The sequence below is a fragment of the Pseudomonas sp. GW821-FHT02H06 genome, assembly GCF_059421525.1.
The window spans coordinates 144770-167702 of record NZ_JBWKVD010000010.1; the positions used below are offsets into that span (position 1 = coordinate 144770).

General features: G+C 61.5%; 22 protein-coding genes. 18 read left to right on the forward strand and 4 right to left on the reverse strand.

Annotated elements, in window-relative coordinates; translation table 11 throughout:
* Positions 1-179 precede the first annotated feature (179 nt).
* The 3 genes from rbsK (at position 180) to AC07VF_RS17540 (ending at position 3582) form a co-directional block, all read left to right on the forward strand.
* Entirely contained in the window at positions 180-1100 is a 921-nt protein-coding gene (gene rbsK, locus AC07VF_RS17530) for a ribokinase (RefSeq protein WP_495008992.1), read from the forward strand.
* Between the two features lie 68 nt (positions 1101-1168).
* Entirely contained in the window at positions 1169-2500 is a 1332-nt protein-coding gene (gene fucP, locus AC07VF_RS17535) for an L-fucose:H+ symporter permease (protein WP_192175007.1), read from the forward strand.
* A complete protein-coding gene (locus tag AC07VF_RS17540) occupies positions 2497-3582 on the forward strand; it encodes an aldose 1-epimerase family protein (RefSeq protein ID WP_495008993.1) in 1086 nt (361 codons plus the stop codon). The genes fucP and AC07VF_RS17540 overlap by 4 nt, the downstream gene beginning before the upstream one ends.
* Before the next feature lie 242 nt (positions 3583-3824).
* Here AC07VF_RS17540 and deoR read toward each other — a convergent pair whose 3' ends face one another.
* Positions 3825-4595: a DNA-binding transcriptional repressor DeoR gene (deoR, locus tag AC07VF_RS17545; RefSeq protein ID WP_495008994.1), complete on the reverse strand. Its 771-nt coding sequence runs from the start codon at positions 4593-4595 to the stop codon at positions 3825-3827.
* Between the two features lie 130 nt (positions 4596-4725).
* Here deoR and deoC point away from each other — a divergent pair, with 130 nt between their 5' ends.
* The 4 genes from deoC to AC07VF_RS17565 all read left to right on the forward strand — a co-directional run bounded on the left by deoC (position 4726) and on the right by AC07VF_RS17565 (position 8528).
* Positions 4726-5406, forward strand: coding sequence for a deoxyribose-phosphate aldolase (deoC, locus tag AC07VF_RS17550; RefSeq protein WP_495008995.1), 681 nt, complete (start codon positions 4726-4728; stop codon positions 5404-5406).
* Between the two features lie 162 nt (positions 5407-5568).
* A complete protein-coding gene (locus tag AC07VF_RS17555) occupies positions 5569-6522 on the forward strand; it encodes an alpha/beta hydrolase (protein WP_495008996.1) in 954 nt (317 codons plus the stop codon).
* Positions 6523-6589: 67 nt separating this feature from the next.
* The gene (locus AC07VF_RS17560) at positions 6590-7429 is read left to right on the forward strand and encodes an AraC family transcriptional regulator (RefSeq protein WP_495008997.1); all 840 of its coding nucleotides are present in this window, start codon (positions 6590-6592) and stop codon (positions 7427-7429) included.
* Positions 7430-8147: 718 nt separating this feature from the next.
* Positions 8148-8528 carry a cupin domain-containing protein gene (locus AC07VF_RS17565; protein ID WP_495008998.1) on the forward strand — a complete coding sequence of 127 codons (381 nt, stop codon included), beginning with the start codon at positions 8148-8150 and terminating at the stop codon, positions 8526-8528.
* On the opposite strand, the gene AC07VF_RS17570 is transcribed toward AC07VF_RS17565, so the two are convergent.
* The gene (locus tag AC07VF_RS17570; RefSeq protein WP_463583657.1) at positions 8529-9449 is read right to left on the reverse strand and encodes a LysR family transcriptional regulator; all 921 of its coding nucleotides are present in this window, start codon (positions 9447-9449) and stop codon (positions 8529-8531) included. It lies immediately after the preceding gene.
* Between the two features lie 129 nt (positions 9450-9578).
* Between AC07VF_RS17570 and AC07VF_RS17575 the strand changes: the two genes are divergently transcribed.
* From AC07VF_RS17575 to dctM, 8 genes are all read left to right on the forward strand, one after another.
* Complete coding sequence (locus AC07VF_RS17575) at positions 9579-10418, forward strand: HTD2 family dehydratase (protein WP_495008999.1); 840 nt, start codon at positions 9579-9581, stop codon at positions 10416-10418.
* Between the two features lie 64 nt (positions 10419-10482).
* Positions 10483-11646, forward strand: coding sequence for an acyl-CoA dehydrogenase family protein (locus AC07VF_RS17580; RefSeq protein ID WP_495009000.1), 1164 nt, complete (start codon positions 10483-10485; stop codon positions 11644-11646).
* Between the two features lie 10 nt (positions 11647-11656).
* Complete coding sequence (locus AC07VF_RS17585; RefSeq protein WP_495009001.1) at positions 11657-13006, forward strand: MmgE/PrpD family protein; 1350 nt, start codon at positions 11657-11659, stop codon at positions 13004-13006.
* 129 nt (positions 13007-13135) lie between these two features.
* Positions 13136-14335, forward strand: a complete 1200-nt coding sequence (locus AC07VF_RS17590; protein WP_346628269.1) for a CaiB/BaiF CoA transferase family protein — start codon at positions 13136-13138, stop codon at positions 14333-14335.
* Positions 14336-14404: 69 nt separating this feature from the next.
* Complete coding sequence (locus tag AC07VF_RS17595) at positions 14405-15229, forward strand: HpcH/HpaI aldolase/citrate lyase family protein (RefSeq protein ID WP_495009002.1); 825 nt, start codon at positions 14405-14407, stop codon at positions 15227-15229.
* A gap of 178 nt (positions 15230-15407) precedes the next feature.
* Positions 15408-16406, forward strand: a complete 999-nt coding sequence (locus tag AC07VF_RS17600; RefSeq protein ID WP_495009003.1) for a TRAP transporter substrate-binding protein — start codon at positions 15408-15410, stop codon at positions 16404-16406.
* Between the two features lie 120 nt (positions 16407-16526).
* On the forward strand, positions 16527-17159 hold the full coding sequence (locus tag AC07VF_RS17605; protein WP_192174346.1) for a TRAP transporter small permease: 633 nt from the start codon (positions 16527-16529) through the stop codon (positions 17157-17159).
* A complete protein-coding gene (gene dctM / locus AC07VF_RS17610) occupies positions 17159-18442 on the forward strand; it encodes a C4-dicarboxylate TRAP transporter large permease protein DctM (RefSeq protein ID WP_065989499.1) in 1284 nt (427 codons plus the stop codon). Before AC07VF_RS17605 ends, dctM begins: the two co-directional genes overlap by 1 nt.
* Positions 18443-19524: 1082 nt before the next feature.
* Here the strand turns inward: dctM and AC07VF_RS17615 are convergent.
* The gene (locus AC07VF_RS17615; RefSeq protein WP_192174344.1) at positions 19525-20457 is read right to left on the reverse strand and encodes a hypothetical protein; all 933 of its coding nucleotides are present in this window, start codon (positions 20455-20457) and stop codon (positions 19525-19527) included.
* Positions 20458-20800: 343 nt separating this feature from the next.
* Here AC07VF_RS17615 and AC07VF_RS17620 point away from each other — a divergent pair, with 343 nt between their 5' ends.
* The 3 genes from AC07VF_RS17620 (at position 20801) to AC07VF_RS17630 (ending at position 22455) form a co-directional block, all read left to right on the forward strand.
* Positions 20801-21277 carry a GNAT family N-acetyltransferase gene (locus tag AC07VF_RS17620; RefSeq protein WP_192174343.1) on the forward strand — a complete coding sequence of 159 codons (477 nt, stop codon included), beginning with the start codon at positions 20801-20803 and terminating at the stop codon, positions 21275-21277.
* Positions 21278-21634: 357 nt separating this feature from the next.
* Complete coding sequence (locus AC07VF_RS17625; RefSeq protein WP_282370862.1) at positions 21635-21895, forward strand: DUF1652 domain-containing protein; 261 nt, start codon at positions 21635-21637, stop codon at positions 21893-21895.
* A gap of 86 nt (positions 21896-21981) precedes the next feature.
* The gene (locus AC07VF_RS17630) at positions 21982-22455 is read left to right on the forward strand and encodes a hypothetical protein (RefSeq protein WP_423574782.1); all 474 of its coding nucleotides are present in this window, start codon (positions 21982-21984) and stop codon (positions 22453-22455) included.
* Between the two features lie 11 nt (positions 22456-22466).
* Here AC07VF_RS17630 and AC07VF_RS17635 read toward each other — a convergent pair whose 3' ends face one another.
* Positions 22467-22781 carry a hypothetical protein gene (locus AC07VF_RS17635; protein WP_463583545.1) on the reverse strand — a complete coding sequence of 105 codons (315 nt, stop codon included), beginning with the start codon at positions 22779-22781 and terminating at the stop codon, positions 22467-22469.
* Between the last annotated feature and the right edge of the window lie 152 nt (positions 22782-22933).

Sequence of the window (22933 nt, forward strand, 5' to 3'; positions counted from 1 at the left end):
TGCCTCAGGGCTTCCAACCCGCTTCCTTTGAACGACATGTGTCTCAGGCGCCAAGCCGCATGTCCGCCTTGGAAGAAATAGGTTGAATAGTCACACAAAATGTTATTTAAATAACAAAAATAAAACCGCGAAGGTGGCTCGTCTTTCGGGCCCGGCGCGTGAACAAGGTACTCACACACATGAACAAGATCGCGGTCATCGGCAGCAACATGGTGGATTTGATCACCTACATCGACCGGATGCCGGCGCAGGGCGAGACCCTCGAAGCACCGAATTTCGCCATGGGCTGCGGCGGCAAGGGCGCCAATCAGGCGGTTGCGGCGGCCAAGCTGGGCGCTGACGTGTTGATGCTGAGCAAGGTCGGCGACGACATGTTTGCCGACAACACCCTGGCCAATTTTAAGCGTTATGGCATCGATACCCAGTTCGTCCAGCGCGTTCCCGGCGTCTCCAGCGGCGTGGCGCCGATCTTCGTGCAGAGCGATTCCCACAACAGCATCCTCATCGTCAAAGGCGCCAACGCGGACCTGAAACCTGCGGACATCGACGCTGCCCAGGCCGCCTTGCGCGACTGCACGCTCCTCGTGCTGCAACTGGAAATCGAGCTGGAAACCGTCTACTACGCCATCGAATTCGCCAAGGCCAACGGCATCCCGGTGCTGCTCAACCCTGCGCCTGCCGTGAAGGGCTTGAGCCGCGAGCACCTTTCACAGCTGGATTTCTTCATTCCCAACGAAACCGAACTGGCGTTGATCACTGGCCAGACTGTCGACTCCATCGAATCCGCCCGCGCGGCCGCCCTGCAGCTGGTGCAGGACGGGATTCGTCACGTCATCGTCACCCTGGGTGAAAAGGGCGCGCTGTACGTCGGCGAAGAAGGCGAATTTCGCGTCGAAGGCATCAAGGTCGATGCACGCGACACCACGGGCGCCGGGGACGCGTTCATTGGTTGCTTCGCCCGCCACTGGAGCGAAGACGGCGACATGCGCAACGCCATGACCCGCGCGGTGGCCTATTCCGCCTGCTCGGTCACCGGCCTCGGCACCCAGAGTTCCTACCCGGACGCTGCCGCGTTCGGCCACTTTCTCGACACCCTTTGAGCCGCCGCGCCCTGCCGATCGCCTGATCGGTGGGGCGGGGTATTCCCTGTACTTCCCGGAGAACAACAATGACAAAGCCCGCGCTCCAACAATCACCGGACGGGTTCTACCTGAACCGCACGCCGTGGTTCGCCTTCCTGCTGCTGTGCTGCTGCTTCGCGCTGTGGGCAGCGGCCGCGAGCATGAACGACGTGCTCATCGCCCACTTCAAGAAAGCCTTCCTGCTCAGCGATGTGCAGACCTCCTTCGTGCAATCGGCGTTCTACCTCGGTTATTTCTTCGTGGCGATTCCAGCGGCGATGGTCGTCAGACGTTTCAGCTACAAGACCACCATCCTCATCGGTCTGGTGCTGTACATGGCAGGCTGCTCGCTGTTCTTTCCCGCAGCGTCGATGGCCAAATACGGCATGTTCCTGATGGCGCTGTTCGTCATCGCGGCCGGCCTGGCCTTCCTCGAAACCGCCTGCAACACCTACTCGACGCTGATGGGCCCGCGTGAAACCGGCACCCGCCGCCTGAACATCTCCCAGACGTTCCACCCGTTCGGCGCGATGACCGGCGTGTACGTCGGCAGCTTCGTGATGTTCAAGGACACCGACGCCACCCGCGAGCAGTTGACGCAGATGAGCGCCTCGGAAGCCGCAGTCCAGCAACTGCAGATGATCCAGTCGACGCTGCTGCCGTACAAATGGATGATCGCGGTGCTGGTGCTGATGTTCGTGCTAATCGCGTTCACCAAGTTCCCGGCGTGCAAGGGCAAGGTCACGGCTAACGTCAAATCGAGCAGCATTGGCCAGAGCCTGTCGCGTCTGTGGCGCAACCCGCGCTTCACCTTCGGCGTGCTGGCGCAGTTTCTGTACGTGGGCGCGCAAGTGGGCGTGTGGAGTTTCACCATTCGCCTGGCGATGCAGATGGGCGGGATGAACGAGCGCAGCGCGTCGTGGTTCCTGCTAACCACCTTCGCCGCCTACTTCGTCGGCAAGATGATCGCCAACCTGCTGATGCGCAAAATGTCCCCGGCCAAAGTGCTGGCGATCTACGGCGTGCTGGCCATCGTGCTGCTGGCCTACACGATTCTGGTGCCGAACATCAGCGCGGTGTACGCGGCCGTTGGCGTGAGTATTTTCCTGGGCCCATGCTGGCCGACCATTTATGGCCTGACCATCGACGGTCTGGGCGAAGACACCGGTGTCGGCGGTTCGCTGTTGGTGATGAGTATTGTGGGCGGCGGCGTGATGCCGATCTTCCAGGGCCTGCTCTCCGACGCCACCGGCGGCAACATGCAGATTGCCTACACCGTGCCACTGCTGTGCTTTGTGGCGATCGTCGCCTACGCCATCAAATGCATGCGTGATCCGCTGCCGGCCCAGGCACCGGTGGGCGCGGTGACGGCATCATGAGAACGGCCGAAAAGCGCACCACGATTTCGCTGTACCCGGAGCTGTTCAGTGGCGATGAAAAGACGCTGCTTGAATCCGCGGACTTTCGCGTGTTGGCCTGGACCTATCCCAGCGGCGTGAAAGCCCTGGCGCTGGAGAACGATCGCGGCCGGGTCGTGGTGCTGCCGTATCAGGGGCAAATGGTCTGGTCAGCGGTCTTCGATGGCTGCGACCTGACCATGCGCAACATGTTCGAGCAGCCACGCCCGAGCCCGACGGTGATCGGCACCTACGGCTGCTTCATGTTCCACAGCGGGATTTTGCGCAACGGCTGCCCGACGCCGGAAGACGATCATCCGCTGCACGGTGAAATGCCCTGCGCGCCGATGGACAGTGCCTGGCTGGAAGTCGGCGAGGACGCGGGCGGCGCGTTTCTGCGCATCGGCGGCGAGTACGAATACGTGATGGGCTTTGGCGACCACTATCGCGCCAGGCCCAGCGTGACCTTGCGCCCGGGTTCGGCGCTGTTCGACATCGGCATGGACGTGCGCAACCTGGCCGGCAAGCCGATGGAGCTGATGTATATGGCCCACATGAACTACGCCTACGTCGACGGCGGACGTTTCGTCGAGCCGTTGGGCATGGCGCGTACGCGGATTCGCAGCAGCGTGCCGGCCCACGTCAAGCCGACGCCGGCGTGGTCGGCGTACATGGCCGAACTGACGGAAGACCCTTCGCGGCTGGAGAGCCTGAGCACGCCTGAGTTGTACGATCCGGAGATTGTCTGCTTCTTCGACGGCGTGCACGCGGACGCCCAGGGCCATGCGCATTTCCTGCTCAAGCACCCGGAAGGCCCGGCGTTCTACACGCGCTATCAGCCGGCGCAGTTCGATCACGCGGCGCGGTGGATCCTGCACAACGCTGATCAGCAGGTGGCCGCATTTGTGCTGCCGGCGAGCTGTGAGCCCGAGGGGTATCTGGCGGAAAAGGCCAAAGGCAATGTGCGTTTGTTGGGCGCGGGGGAGAGCGCATCGTTCAGCGTGACGACGGGGTATCTGGGCGCTGAAGAGGTGTTGCAGCTGGAAAGCGATCTGAAACGCTGAAGGACTCTTCGCGAGCAAGGTGGAGCGCCACCCCGGTCGCTCCCACAAATGTTGTATCCGACGCGGGAATCTGGCTGTACGCGACACCCTGTGGGAGTTAACTTGCTCGTGCTGCTGAATCGGTGATCAGGCAGCGACCACCGTTGCGTGGGTCGCTGCTTTATCTGGCGATAGACATCGACCCTGTGAGAGTGAGCTTGCTCACGAATGCGGTGGTCCAGGCAACGCAGATTTAGGGCCGATTACACCACCCACCGCGCCCCATACCCCTCAATCAAATCCCGATAAACCTTGGGCAGCTTCTTGTCGCTCACCACCACATGAAAGTCCTGCAGCGTTGCGAAGTGCGCCGTGCGCACGGCATCGAATTTGGAATGATCGGCCAGCAACATGGAGTGCCGGGCTTGCCGCAGGACCTTTTGCTTGACCTCCACTTCGTTGAAGTTGAAGCAGGTCACGCCCAGCTCGTCGCTGACCCCGGCCGCTGACACGAACGCCCAGGTCAGGCGGATGCCGTCCAGAATGGTCGCTTCGCTGTGGTGCTCGAACACCTGATTCTTGCGATGAAAGGTGCCGCCGCACAGCACGATCGAGCAGTTGGGCTTCTGCTGCAGCTTGAGCAACACGTTGAGGGAATTGCACACGGCGGTGAATTCCAGCTCGTCCGGGATGAAGTCGATGACAAAAGGGATCGTCGTGCCGCAGTCGAAAAATACCGTGTCGCCGGGTTGAATGAATGCGGCGGCGAGCTTGCCGACCCGGCGCTTTTCTTCGACGTGGCGGGTACCTTGCTCGGTGACCTTGTAATCACTGGCCTCTGACGGATCAAACGCCAGGGTGATATGCCCGCCCAACAGGTGGAATTTGTCGGGGTGCCGGGTCAGGTCGCGACGCAGGGTCATCTCCGAAACGTCCAGCAGGGCGGCCATTTCCTTCAGGTGAATGGCCTTCTGATCTTGCAGGGCTTGCTGGATCAACTTGATACGGTCGGATTTTTTACTGTCCACGGGCATTCCGATTGTCGAATGGATATGGTAAAAAAATAACATTCATTGTTATATTTACAACATAAAATGATGCGCTCAGGCATGAAGCTTAAAGCGTGTCGCTGGTTACCGCCTCACTATCAGGAAACGATTGGCCATGAAGATCGAACCCGCAGCACTCGCCCAGTACATCGACCACACCTTGCTGGCCGCCGACGCCAGCCGAGAGCAGATCGCAACCCTGTGCCGCGAGGCGCAAGAGCACGGATTCTATTCGGTGTGCGTGAATTCTGGCCAGGTGCCCTATGCCGCCTCGTTGCTGGAAGGCCAGGCCGTCAAGGTCTGCGCCGTGGTCGGCTTTCCACTGGGCGCCGGGCTGAGCGACACCAAGGCTTTCGAGGCGAAGCAGGCCATCGCGGCCGGCGCGGGCGAGATCGACATGGTCCTGAACATCGGCTGGCTGAAGGACGGCCTGTTTGACGAGGTGCGCGACGACATCGCTGCCGTCAAAGATGCCTGTGGCGCGGTGCCGCTGAAAGTTATCTTCGAAACCTGCCTGCTGGACGACGCGCAGAAAACCCGCGCTGCCGAGATCTGCCGCGACCTCAACGTGGCCTTCGTCAAGACCTCCACCGGCTTCAGCCGCAGCGGCGCGACCCTGGAAGACGTCGCCCTGATGCGTAAGGTCGTGCGGCAGGGCGTTGGCGTGAAAGCGTCCGGCGGCGTGCGTGACTATGCAACGGCCGTGGCGATGATCGAAGCGGGCGCGACACGACTGGGCACCAGCTCCGGGATCGCGATCGTCAGTGGCGCGGCGGCGTCGGGCTCGGGTTACTGATTCTGCTGCGGAGTCAGGGTTCGGTGCAGCCTGAGGCGTGACACCGTCCCCAATCAGGCGACGGCCTTCGACAGAAGCCGTTCGCCGAAAAGAGCAGGACCCGCCCCGCCAATGAATGGCAAACTGCCGGTGCACTCACTTCTGCACCGGACACCTTTCTCAATGCGAACATTCTCCCTGGCGCGGCTCAAGGCCCGCTGGTTCTTCTGGCTGTGCATGGTGCTGATCGTCGTTGGTCTGCCGGTCGGTTGCGCAGCGCTGCAGCACAAGGAGCGTGAACTGGTCTTCATGATCGAGCCCGGCACGGCGAGCTGGTACCACGGCCTGCCGTCCGACGTGCAAGAGCTTGAGCTCAAGGGGCCATCGTTCGGCCTCGGGCAGAACATCCATGCATGGTGGTGGCCTTCGGATAAGAAGGACGCTCCCGCCATTCTTTATTTGCACGGCTCGCGCTGGAACCTCACCGGTCAACTGTTCCGCATCGAACAGCTGCGCGCGCTGGGCTTTTCCATCCTCGCCATCGATTACCGCGGCTTCGGCCAGAGCAAGGGCCAGTTGCCGTCGGAAGCGTCGGTTTATGAAGACGCGCGCATTGCCTGGGCACGCTTGAAGCAGATTCAACCCGACCCGCAAAAGCGCCTGATCTACGGGCATTCCCTCGGTGGCGCCGTGGCCGTTGACCTCGCCGCCGAACTGGGCCGGGATGCGCAAAAAGGTGATGAGCCCATTCAGGCGCGGGGGCTGATCATCGAATCGACCTTCACCAACCTCGCCGACGCTGCGTCCTCCGTCGCCAGCAAACGCACCTCGTTGCCGGTGCGCTGGCTGGTCTCGCAGAAATTCGACTCCATCGACAAGATCGCCGACGTGCACATGCCGGTGCTGATCGTGCATGGCACGGCGGATCAGTTCGTCGCGCCGCAGTTCAGCGAAGCGCTGTTCGACGCGGCGCAGGAGCCGAAGAACCTGCTGATGGTGCCGGGCGGCAACCACAACAACAGCATGAATCTGGGGCGCGAGGCCTACAGCCAGGCGATCCAGAATTTGCTCAACGAGAAGCCACCGGCGGTGCATGCGTCCAGTGCATCGGCGGCGTTGCTCAAGCAACCCGGTTAGGCCTTTTTCACGACGGCGGCCGGTGTCCTCTCAATGCACCTGCCGTCCACTGCCGCGAGCGCTGCCGATGGACACCCATGCAGACGAAGACGCCCACCTGACCCCTTCCACGCGGGACTGGGTACTGCGTGCCGCGCCGCTGCCGCAGATCGAGCGGATCGAGGCGTACTTTCATGGCCACGGCTTCGAGATGCACCGCCACGACACCTACGCCATCGGCCACACGATGTCGGGGGTGCAGAGCTTTCAGTACGGCAAGGAACAGGTAAACAACCTGCCGGGGCAAACGATGGTATTGCACCCCGACGAAGCCCATGACGGCCACGCCGGGACCGAAGACGGCTTTCGCTACCGGATGTTCTATCTGGAACCGGCGATGATTCAGCAGGTGCTCGGTGGCAAGCCGCTGCCGTTTATCAAGGGCGGGGCGTCGAACGATCCGCGCCTGTTCAGGGCCACTCAGGCGCTGCTTTCCGACCTGAATAACGCGCTGGATCCTCTGGAACTGGACGACGCGATCTACGACCTCGCTGTTGCGCTGCAAGGGGCCGCCGGAGTGCGCAAATGCCGCCAGAGCGTCAACTACGCCGGCGCGCAAACTGCGCGGGAAATGCTCATGGCCAGTCTGGAGCAGGGCGTGAGCCTCACCGATCTGGAACAGGCCAGCGACACCGATCGCTGGCGCCTGTCACGGGATTTCCGCGTGCTGTTCGGCACCACGCCCTATCGCTACCTGACCCTGCGCCGGCTGGACCTGGTGCGGCATTCGATAGCGTTGGGAGTTTCGCTGAGCGACGCATCGGTGATGGCGGGGTTCTCCGACCAGAGCCACATGACGCGGCATTTCGTGAAGACCTTCGGCTATCCGCCTGGGCGGTGGTTGAAGATGTTGCGAGCAGGCGCATAGCGGATCGAACGCCCTTGGTGGGACTGGCCTTGGCTGGGAAGGCTGTACACCTCGTGGGACCGGCTTCAGCCGGGAAAGCGTCAGGTGTCACGCCGCAGAATGGATGGCGTCCATGAGGGCCTCTTCCCGGCTAAAGCCGGTCCCACTATGAGTGCGCGGTGTTTCAGTGGGACCGGCTTCATCCGGGAAGGCGTCAGGTGTCACGCCGCAGAATGGATGGCGTCCATGAGGGCCTCTTCCGGGCTAGAACCGGTCCCACTATGAGTGCGCGGTGTTTCAGTGGGTTCGGCTTTAGCCGGGAAGGCGTCAGACGTCATGCCGCAGAATGGATAGCGTACACACCGGCCTCTTCCCGGCTGAAGCCGGTCCCACTATGAGTGCGCGGTGTTTCAGTGGGACCGGCTTCAGCCGGGAAAGCGTCATTTGCCACACCGCAGAATGGATGGCGTACGCAGGGCCTCTTCCCGGCCGAAGCCGGTCCCACTATGAGTGCGCGGTGTTTCAGTGGGACCGGCTTCAGCCGGGAAGGCGTCAGTTGCCACACCGCAAAATCCCTCCTGACACACCGCGCGCTTTTTGTAGGACTGGCTTTAGCCGGGAAGGCGTCAGTTGAAGCACCGCCACACCAACCCACCCGCCACCCTGCAATAACGTACAAGACCCCACCCACCCCCGCGCTCTAGATTGGCCCCACATCAACCCCTTCGGAGCCGCCCTCGTGTCCACGTCCACCACCCAACACACCCCCGTCAATTTCGCCCAGAAATACAGCCTGTTCACCGAGCAGTGGCAGCCGAAAGTCGTCGCGCAGATGAACGACTACCAGTTCAAGCTGGCGCGGCTGGAAGGGGAGTTTCTCTGGCACAGCCACGCGGACACCGACGAAACCTTCATTGTGCTCGATGGCCGTTTGCGTATCGATTTCCGCGACGGTTTCGTCGAGCTCAATGCGGGCGAGCTGTACGTAGTCCCTAAGGGTGTCGAGCACAAACCCTATGCCGAAAAGGAAGTGAAGCTGATGCTGATCGAGCCCAGCGGCGTGATCAACACCGGTGACGACACCAACGAGCGCACTGCGCAGAACGACGTCTGGATCTGATTACGCCTCGGGCGTTGCGGGCTCGGTTTCAGCTTCGGGCGCAGGCAACAAAACCGAAATCAACGCCCTGACCACCCCCGGCAGGGCGTCCAGTTCGCGGACCAGAATGCTCCGCTCGCGCACCGCCCAGGGCTCGTCGAGTTCGATGGTCACCAGCTCCATCGTCCGGCTGTGCCGTGACGCTGCTGACTCCGGGATCACCCCGATGCCCACCCCGGCTTCCACCATCCGGCAGATTGCCTCGAAGCTCGATACCTGAATCCGCAGCGACAGGCTCTGCCCCAGCCGCTCAACGTGATCGCGCAGAAAACTCAGCAGCGTGCTGCCTTCGTGCAGGCCGATGTGCTGGAACGCCAGGGTCTGCTTGAACGTGACTTTCTTCTCGGCCGCCAGCTCATGGCCCACGGGCACGATCAGTACCAGCCGGTCGGTGCTGAAGTGGATGACCTGCAAACCCGCCGCTTCCACCGGCCCGGCGATGATGCCCATGTCGGTGCTGCCGTCGAGCACGCCGCGCACGATGTCCCGGGACAGACGCTCCTGCAGGTCCACCGTGACGCCGGGCCGTTTCGCCAGAAACCCGGCCAGCACTTCGGGCAGAAACTCGGTGACAGCGGTGGTGTTGGCGAAGATTCGGATGTGCCCGGCCGAATCAGTCCCGTACCGGGTGAACTCGCTTTTCAGGTAATCCACCTGGCTCATGATCAGCCGCGCGTGTTTGAGCAGGCGCTGGCCGGCCGGGGTCAGTTCGACGCCGCGGCTGTCGCGGTACAGCAGGCGCGTGCCGAGTTGGCCTTCCAGCGCCTTGATCCGCGCGCTGGCAGCTGCTGGAGAGAGAAACGCTCGGCGCGCACCCTGGGTCAGGCTCGGTGATTCGCCGATATGAATGAAGAGGCGCAAGTCAGCCAGGTCGAAATGCATGGGAGGTGTCCGGACGTTGCAGGAGGCGTTCAGCATACCCGAACGCCGCTATACGCAAATGCAAATTCACAGAATGCCGGCGCACTTCCATGATCGGGCCATAACAACAAACCCAGAGGGTCCCCGCCCATGAGCGCTGCAGAGTCATCCGTGAATTTGACGGACTGGATTGGCCGCACCGAAGAAGCCCAGGATCATCTGAGCGTCAACCTGATCAAGCGCATTGCAGCCACCTTTGGCGAGCCCACGCCCGCTGTCGGCGACCCGTTGCCGCCGCTGTGGCAGTGGTGCTTTTTCCAGGAGCCGGTGTTCGAAGCGCAACTCGGCGCTGACGGCCACCCGGCCCGTGGCGGCTTTCTGCCCCCCGCGGACAACCGCAACCGCATGTGGGCCGGTGGCCGCGTCGAGTTCATTCAGCCGCTGAAAGTCGGCGCCGATGCCCATCGCCAGTCGACCATTCTGCACATCGAAGAAAAGCACGGCCGTACCGGCTCACTGCTGTTCGTGACCGTGCGCCACGACTACTCACAACACGGCGAGCTGTGCGTGCGTGAAGAGCAGGACATCGTTTACCGCGAGCCCAATCCACCCAAGCTCAACAGCGGTGACGCTCCTGAGCAGGGCGAGTGGAGCGAAGTCATTGAGCCGACACCGACGCTGCTGTTTCGCTACTCCGCCGTGACCTTCAACGGCCACCGCATTCACTACGACTACCCCTACGTCACCGACACCGAGGGTTATTCCGGGCTGGTCGTGCACGGGCCGATGATCGCCACCTTCAACCTGCGCGCCTTCATTCGCGCCAACCCCGATAAGCGCGTGCGGCATTTCGCCTATCGCGGCGTGCGCCCGTTGAACGTGCCTGCTGCCTTCCGCGTCGGTGGGCGAGTCGTCGAGCCGGGCAAGGCGCAGCTGTGGGCCGGCAATGACGCCGGCGTCGCCCAGAGCGCCGAAGTCGTTTTTGACTGAACCCTTCTTTCTATCCAGCCAGGCGCGCCGATCCCATGGCCGCCGGCCGATGCGAGTGGACACCATGAATCCCTACGAAAACGAAGACCTCAATGCCATCCGTGACGGCGTGCGTGCGCTGTGTGCCCAGTTTCCGGCCGAATACTGGCGCAAGCTCGATGAGCAGAAAGGCTTCCCGGAAACCTTCGTCAAGGCGCTGACCGATGAGGGCTGGCTGTCGGCGATGATCCCCGAGGAATACGGCGGCTCCGGGCTGGGCTTGGCGGAAGCCTCGGTGATCCTCGAAGAAGTGAACGCCTGCGGCGGCAATTCCGGCACCGTGCACGGCCAGATGTACAACATGTTCACCCTGTTGCGTCACGGCAGCGACGCGCAGAAAAGCTATTACCTGCCCAAACTTGCCAGCGGCGAACTGCGCCTGCAATCCATGGGCGTGACCGAACCCAGCACCGGCACCGACACCACCAAGATCAAGACCACGGCGGTGAAGCAGGGCGACAAGTATGTGATCAACGGCCAGAAGGTCTGGATCTCCCGCGTGCAGCATTCCGATTTGATGATCCTCCTGGCGCGCACCACGCCGCTGGCGGAAGTGACGAAAAAGTCCGAAGGCATGTCGATCTTCATCGTCGACCTGCGCGACGCCATCGGCAACGGCCTGACCGTTCAGCCCATCGCCAACATGGTCAACCACGAAACAAACGAACTGTTCTTCGACAACCTGGAACTGCCCGCCGACAGCTTGATTGGCGAGGAAGGCAAAGGGTTCCGCTACATCCTCGACGGCCTCAACGCCGAGCGCACATTGATTGCCGCCGAGTGCATTGGCGACGGCCGCTGGTTCATTGAAAAGTCCGCCGCCTACGCCCGTGATCGCGTGGTGTTTGGCCGCCCGATCGGGCAGAACCAGGGCGTGCAGTTCCCCATCGCCGAAGCGCACATCGAAATCGAAGCGGCGGACCTGATGCGCTGGCGCGCCTGCGAGGAATACGACAGCGGCAAGAACGCCGGTGCCAGCGCCAACATGGCCAAATACCTCGCGGCAAAAGCGTCGTGGGAAGCGGCCAATGCCTGCCTGCAAACCCATGGCGGTTTTGGCTTCGCCTGCGAGTACGACGTGGAGCGCAAATTCCGCGAGACCCGTCTGTATCAGGTGGCGCCGATCTCCACCAACCTGATTCTTTCCTACGTCGCCGAGCACCTGCTCGACCTGCCACGCAGCTTCTGAGGACGCCGAAATGAGCCATACCCAGGCATTGGCGGGTTTCCTCGCCGAGCTGACCTACGAGCAGATTCCCGGCGTCGTGCTGGACCGCACCGAAGACCTGTTCCTGGACTGGATCGGTTCTGCGCTGGCCAGTCAGGGCGCGCGGCCCATCCCGCTGTTTGAGCGCTACGCCGAACGCATGGGCCCGCAACAGGGCAAGGCGAAGATTCTGGTCAGCGGTCGCGGCACCTCGGCGTACTTCGCCGCGCTGGTCAACGGGGCGTCTTCGCACCTGGTTGAGCAGGACGATTTGCACAACAGCTCGGTGCTGCACCCCGCGACAGTGGTGTTCTCGGCCGTACTGGCAGCGGCTCAGGACCTCGGCAAAACCGGCCAGGATTTATTGCTGGCGTCGGTCGCCGGTTATGAAGCAGGCATCCGCATCGGCGAATTCATGGGCCGCTCCCACTACCGCATCTTTCACACCACCGCGACGGTCGGCACCCTCGCGGCGGCGGTGGGCGTGGGCAAGCTGCTGAACTTCGACAAAGAGCAGTTCATCAACCTGCTGGGCACGGCGGGCACCCAGGCCTCCGGGCTGTGGGAATTCCTGCGTGACGCGGCGGATTCCAAACAGCTGCACACCGCCAAGGCGGCGGCCGATGGCCTGCTGGCAGCGTACCTCACCGAAGACGGCCTCACCGGCGCGCGCAATATTCTCGAAGGCGATCAGGGCATGGCCGCAGGGATGTCCAGCGACAGCGATCCGGCGAAGCTGTCCGATCGTCTCGGCAGCCGTTGGGCGCTGGTCGAGACGTCGTTCAAGTTTCACGCTTCGTGTCGCCACACCCATCCGGCCGCGGATGCGCTGCTCCACCTGATGCAGCGCGAAGGCCTGCGCCATGAGCAGATCGCCAAGGTGGTCACGCGGGTTCATCAAGGGGCCATCGATGTGCTCGGCCGGGTCGATGTGCCGCAGACCGTGCACCAGGCGAAGTTTTCCATGGGCGCGGTGCTCGGGCTGATTGCGGTTCACGGCAGCGCGCAATTGATCGAATTCCGCGACCTCGCCCTGACCGATGCCGACGTCGCCGCCTTCCGCGAAAAGGTCACGATGGAGCTGGACCCCGAAGTCGATGGCGCCTATCCCGGGCGCTGGTTGGGTCGAGTGATCGTGACCACCACCGATGGCCGCACCCTTAGCGCTGGCATTGATGAGCCGAAAGGCGATCCGGGCAACACCCTGTCGCGGCCTGAGCTGGAGGACAAGTTTCAGCGCCTGCTGGCGTTCTCCGGCGCACGCACGGTGGAGCAGGGTACGGCATTGATTCAGCGGGTCTGGCAGCTGCGCGATGCGCAGGATTTGGTCACTTTGATCTAGGGCGAACGCCAACCCTTGTAGGAGTGAGCTTGCTCGCGATTGCAGTGTGTCAGCCCCATCAGCCCTGACTGACAAAATGCTATCGCGAGCAAGCTCACTCCTACAGGGGATTTGAAGAGGTTTACGAACATGACTCAACAACCCCCGCGTCCTCTGGACGGCATCACCGTCGTCAGTCTCGAGCACGCCATCGCGGCGCCGTTCTGCACCCGCCAACTGGCGGATCTGGGCGCCCGCGTGATCAAGATCGAGCGGCCCGGCGTCGGTGATTTCGCCCGTGGCTACGACCAGCGCGTCGACGGCCTGGCCTCGCATTTCGTCTGGACCAACCGCTCCAAGGAAAGCCTGACCCTGGACCTCAAGCAGGACGAGGCCGGCGACATTCTGGAGTCGCTGCTCGCCAAGGCCGACGTGCTGGTGCAGAACCTGGCGCCGGGCGCCGCTGCACGCATGGGCTTGTCGTTCGATGCCCTGCACGAACGCTTCCCGCGCCTGATCGTCTGCGACATTTCCGGCTACGGCGAAGGCGGGCCCTACGAGAAGAAGAAGGCCTACGACCTGTTGATCCAGAGCGAGGGCGGCTTTTTGTCGGTCACCGGTGGGCCCGGCGAAAACGAGATGGCCAAGGCCGGTTGTTCCATCGCCGACATCGCTGCCGGCATGTACGCCTACACCGGAATTCTGTCGGCGCTGATGCTGCGGGACAAGACCGGGGAGGGCAGCCGCATCGACGTCAGCATGCTGGAAAGTCTGGTGGAGTGGATGGGCTACCCGATGTATTACGCCTACAACGGCGCGCCGCCACCGCCACGGGCCGGTGCGTCCCACTCGACGATCTATCCTTACGGGCCGTTTCCCACCGGCGGCGGTGGCACGATCATGCTGGGCCTGCAGAACGAGCGCGAATGGGCGTTGTTCTGCGAGAAGGTCCTGCTCGATCCGGCGCTGGCCACCGACGAACGCTTTTCGGCGAATTTCAAACGCTCGGAAAACCGTGAGGTGCTGCGGCAGATCATCGTCGACGGCTTCGCGTCCTTGAGCGTCGATGACGTGGTTGCCCGTCTGGAAGACGCGCAAATCGCCAATGCGCGGGTCAACGACATGCAAGGTGTCTGGGACCACCCGCAGCTCAAGGCCCGCGATCGCTGGCGCGAAGTTGACAGCCCGTCCGGCCCGCTGCCGTCGCTGCTGCCGCCGGGCCATAACACCGCGTTCACACCGCGCATGGACGGCGTGCCGGGATTGGGCCAACACACCGGCAGCATTCTTGGCGAGCTGGGGTTTTCGGCCGAAGACCAGACGCGGATGGCGGCGGGCGGAGTGGTCTAGCGCCTGTTTCTGCAAAAGGCTGTTTTGCGCGGCGCACCCCTTCCTACAGGACACTCTCAGGACACCGACATGGCCCACACCCTCATCCGCTCCGCCCTGTTCGTCCCCGGCAGTCGCCCCGATCGCTTTGCCAAAGCCTTGGCGGCAGGCGCCGATGCGGTGATCGTCGATTTCGAAGACGCCGTCGAAGAACCTCTCAAGCGGCAGGCGCGGGACAATCTCGCGGCCTTCCTGAACGACAACCCGCAAGCCTGCGTATGGGTGCGGGTCAATGCGCCGACTCACGCCGAGCACGCCGATGATCTAGGGTTTTGCCGACACCACTCGGGCGTCGCCGGGGTGCTGCTGCCGAAGGTCGAAAGCGCTGCTCACGTCGCGGCGGTCTGGCAGACAGGCAAACCGGTCCTGCCGATCATCGAAAGCGCCAAGGGCCTGCTGGCCCTGGAGCAGATCGCCCGTGCCCAGGGTGTCGAGCGTTTGTCATTTGGCGGGCTCGACCTGGCGCTGGACCTGAACCTCAACAGCGGCACCCACGCCGCGCAGATGTTTCTCGATCAGGCGCGGATGTCGGTGCAACTGCATTCACGAGGCGCGGATTTGCTGCCACCGCTGGACGGTGTGCACCCGGCCATCGGCGACCCCCAAGGCCTGCACCGCGCCATTCGCCACGCCTACGACATGGGTTACGGCGGCGCGCTGTGCATCCATCCCGCCCAGGTGCCGGTGATCCATGCCGCCCTGACCCCCAGCGCTGATGACCTGAACTGGGCACAAAAGGTGATCAAGGCCAGCGCGGCGGCCAAGGGGGCAGGTGCGTTTCAGCTGGAAGGGCAGATGGTCGACGCGCCGGTGCTGCTCAGGGCTCAACGGTTGCTGGCGCTGGCGGCAGGGTAAATCCCATCTCCGGCGATCGCGTTAACGCGTCATCGCGTTCATCAACCCCGAACGCCGGCTTACACAAATGCTGATTCTCTAAACACCGGGGCTTCGTCATCGTGGGGTTGCACTATGCTCATGCGCTCCACCTGCTCCTTCAAACATAAGCTCCTACAAAAATAAAAAGGTGATATCGATGTTGAAGCTGACCCAAGCGCTCTTCTGCGCGGCTGCGGTGTCTATGGCCGGCCTTGCACAGGCCGCTGACCCGATCACGATCAAGTTCGCCCACGTGGTGGCGGAAAACACGCCGAAGGGGCAGGGCGCGCTGCTTTTCCAGAAGATGGTCGCCGCCGACCCGGCCTTGAAGGACAAGGTCAAAGTCGAGGTCTATCCCAACTCTTCGCTGTTCGGTGACGGCAAGGAAATGGAAGCCCTGCTGCTCGGCGACGTGCAGATGCTGGCGCCGTCCCTGGCGAAATTCGAGCAGTACACCAAGAAAGTGCAGATCTTCGACCTGCCGTTCCTGTTCAACGACCTCGCCGCCGTTGACCGCTTCCAGCAGGGCCCTCAAGGCAAAGCGCTGCTGACCGCAATGGACGACAAGGGCATTCATGGCCTGGCCTATTGGCACAACGGCCTCAAGCAACTGTCCGCCAACAAAAAGCTGGTTGAACCGAAAGATGCCCGTGGCCTGAAGTTCCGCGTTCAAGCCTCCAGCGTGCTCGAAGCCCAATTCGTCGCCCTGCACGCCAACCCGCGCAAGATGAGCTTCGCCGAGGTCTATCAGGGCCTGCAGACCGGCACCGTCAACGGCACCGAAAACACCTGGTCGAACTACGAGAGCCAGAAGGTCAACGAGGTGCAGCCGTTCTTCACCGAGTCCAACCATGGCTTGATCGACTACATGGTGATCACCAATTCCAAGTTCTGGAACGGCCTGCCGGCGGACATGCGTGACGAACTGCAAAAGATCATGGATCAGGTCACCGTCGAGGTGAACAAGCAGGCCGAAGCGCTGAACCAGACGGCCAAGCAGAAAATCATCGATTCCAAAACGAGCGAAATCGTGACGCTCACCCCCGAGCAGCGCGCCAAATGGCGTGACGTCATGAAGCCGGTCTGGGACAAATTCTCCGAAGAGATCGGTGCCGACCTGATCAAGGCCGCCGACGATTCGAACAAGGCGCCTTGAGCCCTTCCTACGCTTCTCGATACAGACCGTGACGGCCCGGCGGCCACCCGTTTCGCGGGTGGTCTGCCTCCACGGCCGTCGCTCTGCCCGGCTACATTCGGCTTCGTTCGGAGAATGCTTATGCACCCGCTGACGCGACTCTGGGAGCATCTGGAGGAGGGCATCATTGCCTTCCTGCTGGCTGCCATGACCCTCGTGACTTTCGTCTACGTGGCGTTGAACAACATCTACACCCTGTTTTATTCCCTCAGCGATCAATGGACGGTGAGCAGCGACTTTTTCGCCGCCATCGGCGACCACCTGATGGGCTACGCCCAAGGCATGACCTGGAGCGTGGCGCTGACCAAAGCGCTGTTTGGCTGGCTGATCTTCTTCGGGATTTCCTACGGCGTGCGCACGGCGGGCCACCTGGGGGTCGACGCGCTGGTCAAGAAAACCAGCAAGCCGGTTCAGCGAATTCTGGCGATGCTGGCCTGTGCCTGCTGCCTGGCGTACGCCGGTCTGTTCCTCGTTGCCAGTTACAAGTGGGTGTCAGCGCTGTTCGTGGCCGGCATCGGTGCCGAAGACCTGGATCGTTACGGCATCAAGGTCGCGTACATCGCGGTCATCGTGCCGATCGGCTTTGCTCTGGTGATCGCCCGTTACCTGGAAATCCTCTACCGCATCTGGACGCACCGGCAGACCGGGCTGGGTCTGGCCGACGAAGCGGCTGAAGCGAGCAAACTCGCCAACCCTGCCGAGGAGCAGCACTGATGACTGTTATCTGCCTGTTCCTGCTGCTGTTCGTTTTCATGTTCCTGGGCGTGCCCATCGCCATTTCCCTGGGCTTGTCCGGCGCCGTTTCGATCCTGCTGTTCAGCCCGGACTCGTTGAGTTCGCTGGCGATCAAGCTGTTCGAAACCTCCGACAGCTACACCTTTCTGGCGATCCCGTTCTTCCTCTTGTCCGGCGCCTTCATGACCACGGGCGGGGTCGCGCAGCGGCTGATCGACTTTGCCAACGCCTGCGTCGGTCACATCCGCGGCGGTCTGGCGATTGCGGCGGTGCTGGCGTGCATGCTGTTTGCGGCGCTGTCCGGTTCATCGCCCGCGACCGTTGCAGCCGTGGGTTCGATAGCCGTCGCCGGCATGGTGCGCTCCGGTTACCCGAAGGCATTCGGCGCGGGCATCATCTGCAACGCCGGTACGCTGGGCATTCTGATCCCGCCTTCGATCGTGATGGTGGTCTACGCCGCTGCGACGGAGACCTCGGTCGGCAAACTGTTCATTGCCGGTGTGGTCCCCGGGATTCTGCTCGGCGTGATCCTGATGGTGGTGATCTACATCGTCGCCCGGGTCAAGAAACTCCCGGCCCAGCCACGGGTGACCTTCCGCCAATGGCTGCACACAGCGCAACGGGCGTTCTGGGGCCTGATGCTGCTGGTCATCATCCTCGGCGGGATCTACAGCGGCATGTTCACCCCGACCGAAGCCGCGGCGGTGGCGGCGGTGTATTCGGCGTTCATCGCGCTGTTCGTCTACAAGGACATGAGCTTCAAGGACTGCCCGAAGGTGCTGCTGGAGTCGGGCCGGCTGTCGATCATGCTGATGTTCATCATCGCCAACGCCATGCTGTTTGCCCACGTTCTGACCACAGAGCAAATCCCACAGCAGATTACCGCGTGGGTCATCTCCGAAGGCCTGACTCCGATCGGCTTCCTGATCATGGTGAACATTGTGTTGCTTGTCGCGGGCAGCTTCATGGAGCCGTCGGCAATCATCCTGATTCTGGCGCCGATTTTCTTCCCGATCGCGATGAAGCTCGGCATTGATCCGATTCACCTGGGCATCGTCATGGTGGTCAACATGGAGATCGGATTGGTCCACCCGCCGGTGGGGCTCAATCTGTTCGTGACGTCTGCGGTGACGGGCCTGACGTTGGGCGAGACCATTCGCGCAGCGTTGCCGTGGCTGTCGATCCTGCTGGTGTTCCTGCTGCTGGTGACGTACGTGCCGTACATTTCGCTGGCGCTGCCGAACTGGTTGGGGATGCCATGATTCATGGCGTGGCTGAATGCGCTTAAGATCAAGATCACAAGCGTCTGCCTAGGGGCAGACGTTTCGCCTTCGGCGAGTTACTTGGAAAAGTCGAGAGTCGCACCATCCCCAAGTAACCAAGGGTGCCTGCTCTTGGTTGGGCCCTTCGTTCCTCAGGGTTCCCTCACTCCGACGACGCTCCGTGGGCCCGCGCCGAACGGACATCCATGTCCTAGCGGCGCTCTCGCGGCATCCATGCCGCTCGGCCCACTCCGCGTCGTCTGCGTTCGGCCTGCACCCAAGTCGCGAATTGGCGGCGTCTGAGCTTTCTGTGCATGAAGATCAAGATCAACAGCAGATCAAGAGCAAATCAAGGGCAGATCAAGGGCAGATCAAGGACAGATTGAGGGTAGATCAACGCTGGGACTTGTGGGAGTGAGCTTGCTCACGAAGGGGGCAGTACATTCCCCGAATATCTGGTGTTTGAAATACGGCATTCGCGAGCAAGCTCGCTCCCACAGGTAGGGGGCGCTCAGCAAATTGTTGGCGCCTGGACTGGCCTCTTCCCGGCTAAAGCCGGTCCCACTAAAGGCAACCTTTGCAGTCAGCGCGATCGGCTCTTGTAGGACCGGCTTCAGCCGGGAAGCTCTTGATCTGCTTAAACGCGCTTTTGATCTTCGTACGCAGGAAGTCCAAACAACACTAATCGCGACTCGGGTGCAGGCTGAACGCAGGTCTCGTGGAGTGGGTCGAGCCGCATGGATGCGGCGAGAGCGCCGTCAGGGCATGGATGCCCGTTCGGCGCGGGCCCACGGAGCGAGACCGGAGTGAAGGTACTCCGACGAAGGAGGAGCCCAGCCAGGAGCAGGCACCCTTGGTTACTTGGGGTGCTTTTCCAAGTAACTCGCCGAAGGCGAAATGTCTGCCCTTAGGCAGACGCTTTTGATATTTCCAACAGACGAAAAAAATCCGCGCTGCCTCGGGGAGAACAGCGCGGATCTTTAATCACTCAATCAATGCACAAACAGTGCAATCAAAATAATGATCGGGATTGGAATGCCGAGGAACCACAGAAGTAGTGAACGCATGATGACTCTCCTTAATCAGCGAATGCTGGAAGTAGTGGAATAAGCACGGGTTTCGACGTAAGTCACCGCATCACGGCGACGACCACCCCAGATAGCGGCAAGGCTGGCCACGAACGCACCGCACAGCAGCGAAACGAATGTCCACAGCGAAGCCGTTGCAGCGGCTTTGGCGGCAGCATCGGCAGCCTGTTGAGCTTTCAGCTTGGCATCGGCAACAGCTTGCTTGGCCTGACCGTAAACCTGATCAACACGCGCCTGGGCATCGGCCTGGCTCAGGTTGGTACGCTGAGCGACCAGCTGTGCCAGATAGGTACGGTCTTCCGGAGCCAGCTGACCATCGTTGGCCATGGTCTTGGTGAAGATACGCACCACCACGCCGTGGGCAGCATCATCGCTGACAGCAGCAGGACGATCATCGCGGAACAGCGAATCGATGTAATAACCGTATTGGTCACTGCTGGTATTGCCCGCGGCAGAACCGGCCGCAGTAGCGGCAGTACCTGCAACACCGGCAACCGCGGTAGCACCGGCTTTCACGCCGCTGCCGACGATGCCGCTGACCGAACCGACGATCAACACGGCGGCCACCAGCGTAGCGACAGCCCACGACAGGAAGCCGTGTGCGGTGTCACGGAAGTAGACTTCGTCACCGTGCATGTTGGCCCATTTGACGCGCAGACGACCGGCGAGGTAACCGCCAAGACCGGATGCCACGATCTGCGTTAGCGCCAGCCAGACGACCGTCGAGATGCCGATGGTCTTGGCGCTCGCGCCTTCGTTGGCCCAGGGCGACATCGCCGAGAAACCAAGACCCGAACCCAGCAGAACCAGGATAAGGGACAACGCGGCGGCACCGGCGGCGCCAGCAAAGATGGCGCCCCAGGACACGCCCGAGACCGAGGAGGACTCTTCTACAGCGGCAGGATAAGAATCAGGTGAGACGTTCATTGTGCTGCTCCGTGCGAATGATGTTGTGCTTCTCCCCATTACGGTGCACTGCCTGTGCCAGCTGCGGATTAGAATAAAAACTCTTAAAAATCAATGACCTGTAAATTAAGCTACCTAAAGAGGCCGTGCAAAATGCATGAACGTCCCAAAAGTGCGGATGCGTTCTGCCCGGTGACGGGATTTCCATGGCTGTCAGAGGTTTGCGACAATCTTCTGCGACGGATTCCGTCAATGCGCAACATTCCGGCACATTTATGCCTGGATGGTGTCTTATAACGTCAGCCCCGCAGGTTGACAGCTATAGTCCGCCCACAGCCCCTGTTTCTTCGAGAGGTAACCCAGCATGTTTGTCCATCGCCCCCTGGAAGAAAAAGACGTCCCTTTCATTTGCGATATGCCCCAGAGCATTGACGAGCTCTTCTATATGTTTCCGAAGGCGGTATTCCCGCTGACACCGGAGCAGCTCAATGAATCCATCGCGCAGCGCTCGGACAACACCGTCATCGAGCTGGACGGCCAAGTGGTAGGATTCGCCAATTTCTCCCGCTACGATTTCAGAGGCCGGTGCTCCATGGGCAACGTCATCATCGACCCGCGCTTTCGCTCCAAGGGCGTTGGCCGCTACATGATTGGCTGCATGATGGAACTGGCGTTTGGCAAACATGAAGCGGCGGAACTGACCGCTTCCTGCTTCAACCATAACGTTCCCGGATTGCTCTTCTACCCCAAGCTGGGATTCAAACCCTTCGCCATTGAAGAGCGTCAGGACAAAAAGGGCGCTCGCGTTGCCCTCATTCATCTCAAGTTGCCACGCAGCTGATCCCATCAGCAAATAACGTCACTCGTCGGGCTGCCCAAGGACGCCCGACGAATGGCTGAGCGCATGCTCGCCGCCTGATCGTGTCGATTGATCCACTGACCCCGCTAGTTAAACGATTAACGGGGAAGGTTCTATTCCGATGAATCGATTTTGCTCGGCCAACCTGTGTCTGGCGCAATTGAGTGCGGGCAATCGCGGTTGTTTGCTTCACTTTGGGGCGCGGCGTATAACTTGGATATTCCTGTTTGCCGAAGGGCGGGCAGGCACGGGAAACATTTCCAGCGTCCTGGAAGTGGTTACTTATAGTCAGGCGAGTGGCTGAACGCATCACCCAGTCCTGCCTGTGGAGGATTGACGATGATTGCCTGTACGCTCTCTAACCTTGAACTGCGCAGCATCATAGAAAGTGCGTTTCTGCCTCTGCGCTGCAACTGCACGGTGCTGGAGGATGTGATGACGGTTGAAGTCATCGACCCCGTCACCGAGCACGTCGAATTGTTCGCTTCCAACATTGCCCTGGATTCCCTCGATAACAGCCACGCCTTGTGCGTACTGATTCGAGATCTCCAGGCCGAGCTCGAAAGGGCCAGGCATTACCCCCATGCATTGGCGGGGTGAGCGCGGGGCTCTAGCAATAATCGCCATTCGGCCTTATGTTGGTCTGTATCGGCCCAAAGCGGCCAGGCGGGATATTGAGGATTTGCATGGCGCACGCGCAACCCGGGATCGAGGTGATACGAGAGCAGGAACGAGTGGCGCCTCTGCGCCGCCGTCGCAAGGTCATGATCGGCGTCGGCTGCCTGCTGGGGATTGTTGTGGTGGGCGCGGCGACGATCGTCACGATGCTGGAGCATCTGGAGACGCGAAATGCCAGCTTCCGGCCGCCCATGACATCCCTGGAGCGACAACAGCTTCTTCCCGCCGAGCCGGTGCTGGAAGTCAAACCCCAAGTAGAAGGCCTGCGCTACGGCGCCGCAATCGCGCCGGCAGGTCAGCCGGAGAGCGGCACGTCCGCTACGTCAGAAGAGGCGTCTGCCTCCGCAGCGGCGCTGCTCTTCAGCTCACCACCACTGACGCCTGCACCGCTGAGCCCCTCAGCGCTGGGTGCTTCAGAGACTCGATCCAGCAAACCGCTGGGCATCGCTCAGGCCATTCACGTGCACATCGGCCAGCAGTAATCCTACCTTTCTCAATGCATCCGGCGACGGTGCTCGTTTTCGAAGAGCAGTTTGAACTGCTCTTCGCCGTTGTCTTGAACCGCATAGTGTTCTCGCACAGGCCCTGCTTCCACGCGTCCATCCATCGCAACGCGAATGATCGCTGATTTGTGCAAATAATCCGGCACGTCGCCGATGATCGTCAGCTCGCGCAGGCTGTGACCGTCATGTTCGATGGTGGCCAGTCGCACTCGGCAGGTGGCCTGCATGGGAATAGGGCCAAACAGCGTATCTCGCGAATAATCAATTTCGGCAATGCTGGACCGACGGTTTTTATCAGCATTCATCAGGGTCACCTCTCTGTCCGTGGGAAAGTGCTCAGCATGACAATGGAGACATGCCAGGGCGGAATAGTTCTCATCGCCGCTCACGATAATTCCCCATTCATCGGATACGCCAGAGAGTGACTCTGCTCTTCAAGGGGAAGTAAATGTATATG

Excerpts from the sequence above, each read along its gene's own strand:
- rbsK (WP_495008992.1), top strand. The coding sequence starts at position 180 with ATGAACAAGATCGCGGTCATCGGCAGCAACATGGTGGATTTGATCACC.
- AC07VF_RS17635 (WP_463583545.1), bottom strand. The coding sequence starts at position 22,781 with ATGAATGCTGATAAAAACCGTCGGTCCAGCATTGCCGAAATTGATTAT.
- AC07VF_RS17615 (WP_192174344.1), bottom strand. The coding sequence starts at position 20,457 with ATGAACGTCTCACCTGATTCTTATCCTGCCGCTGTAGAAGAGTCCTCC.
- AC07VF_RS17560 (WP_495008997.1), top strand. The coding sequence starts at position 6,590 with ATGGACACCCATGCAGACGAAGACGCCCACCTGACCCCTTCCACGCGG.
- AC07VF_RS17605 (WP_192174346.1), top strand. The coding sequence starts at position 16,527 with ATGCACCCGCTGACGCGACTCTGGGAGCATCTGGAGGAGGGCATCATT.
- AC07VF_RS17590 (WP_346628269.1), top strand. The coding sequence starts at position 13,136 with ATGACTCAACAACCCCCGCGTCCTCTGGACGGCATCACCGTCGTCAGT.
- AC07VF_RS17580 (WP_495009000.1), top strand. The coding sequence starts at position 10,483 with ATGAATCCCTACGAAAACGAAGACCTCAATGCCATCCGTGACGGCGTG.
- AC07VF_RS17575 (WP_495008999.1), top strand. The coding sequence starts at position 9,579 with ATGAGCGCTGCAGAGTCATCCGTGAATTTGACGGACTGGATTGGCCGC.
- AC07VF_RS17620 (WP_192174343.1), top strand. The coding sequence starts at position 20,801 with ATGTTTGTCCATCGCCCCCTGGAAGAAAAAGACGTCCCTTTCATTTGC.
- AC07VF_RS17600 (WP_495009003.1), top strand. The coding sequence starts at position 15,408 with ATGTTGAAGCTGACCCAAGCGCTCTTCTGCGCGGCTGCGGTGTCTATG.
- deoC (WP_495008995.1), top strand. The coding sequence starts at position 4,726 with ATGAAGATCGAACCCGCAGCACTCGCCCAGTACATCGACCACACCTTG.
- AC07VF_RS17570 (WP_463583657.1), bottom strand. The coding sequence starts at position 9,449 with ATGCATTTCGACCTGGCTGACTTGCGCCTCTTCATTCATATCGGCGAA.
- AC07VF_RS17625 (WP_282370862.1), top strand. The coding sequence starts at position 21,635 with ATGATTGCCTGTACGCTCTCTAACCTTGAACTGCGCAGCATCATAGAA.
- AC07VF_RS17555 (WP_495008996.1), top strand. The coding sequence starts at position 5,569 with ATGCGAACATTCTCCCTGGCGCGGCTCAAGGCCCGCTGGTTCTTCTGG.
- deoR (WP_495008994.1), bottom strand. The coding sequence starts at position 4,595 with ATGCCCGTGGACAGTAAAAAATCCGACCGTATCAAGTTGATCCAGCAA.
- fucP (WP_192175007.1), top strand. The coding sequence starts at position 1,169 with ATGACAAAGCCCGCGCTCCAACAATCACCGGACGGGTTCTACCTGAAC.
- AC07VF_RS17585 (WP_495009001.1), top strand. The coding sequence starts at position 11,657 with ATGAGCCATACCCAGGCATTGGCGGGTTTCCTCGCCGAGCTGACCTAC.
- AC07VF_RS17630 (WP_423574782.1), top strand. The coding sequence starts at position 21,982 with ATGGCGCACGCGCAACCCGGGATCGAGGTGATACGAGAGCAGGAACGA.
- AC07VF_RS17540 (WP_495008993.1), top strand. The coding sequence starts at position 2,497 with ATGAGAACGGCCGAAAAGCGCACCACGATTTCGCTGTACCCGGAGCTG.
- AC07VF_RS17595 (WP_495009002.1), top strand. The coding sequence starts at position 14,405 with ATGGCCCACACCCTCATCCGCTCCGCCCTGTTCGTCCCCGGCAGTCGC.
- dctM (WP_065989499.1), top strand. The coding sequence starts at position 17,159 with ATGACTGTTATCTGCCTGTTCCTGCTGCTGTTCGTTTTCATGTTCCTG.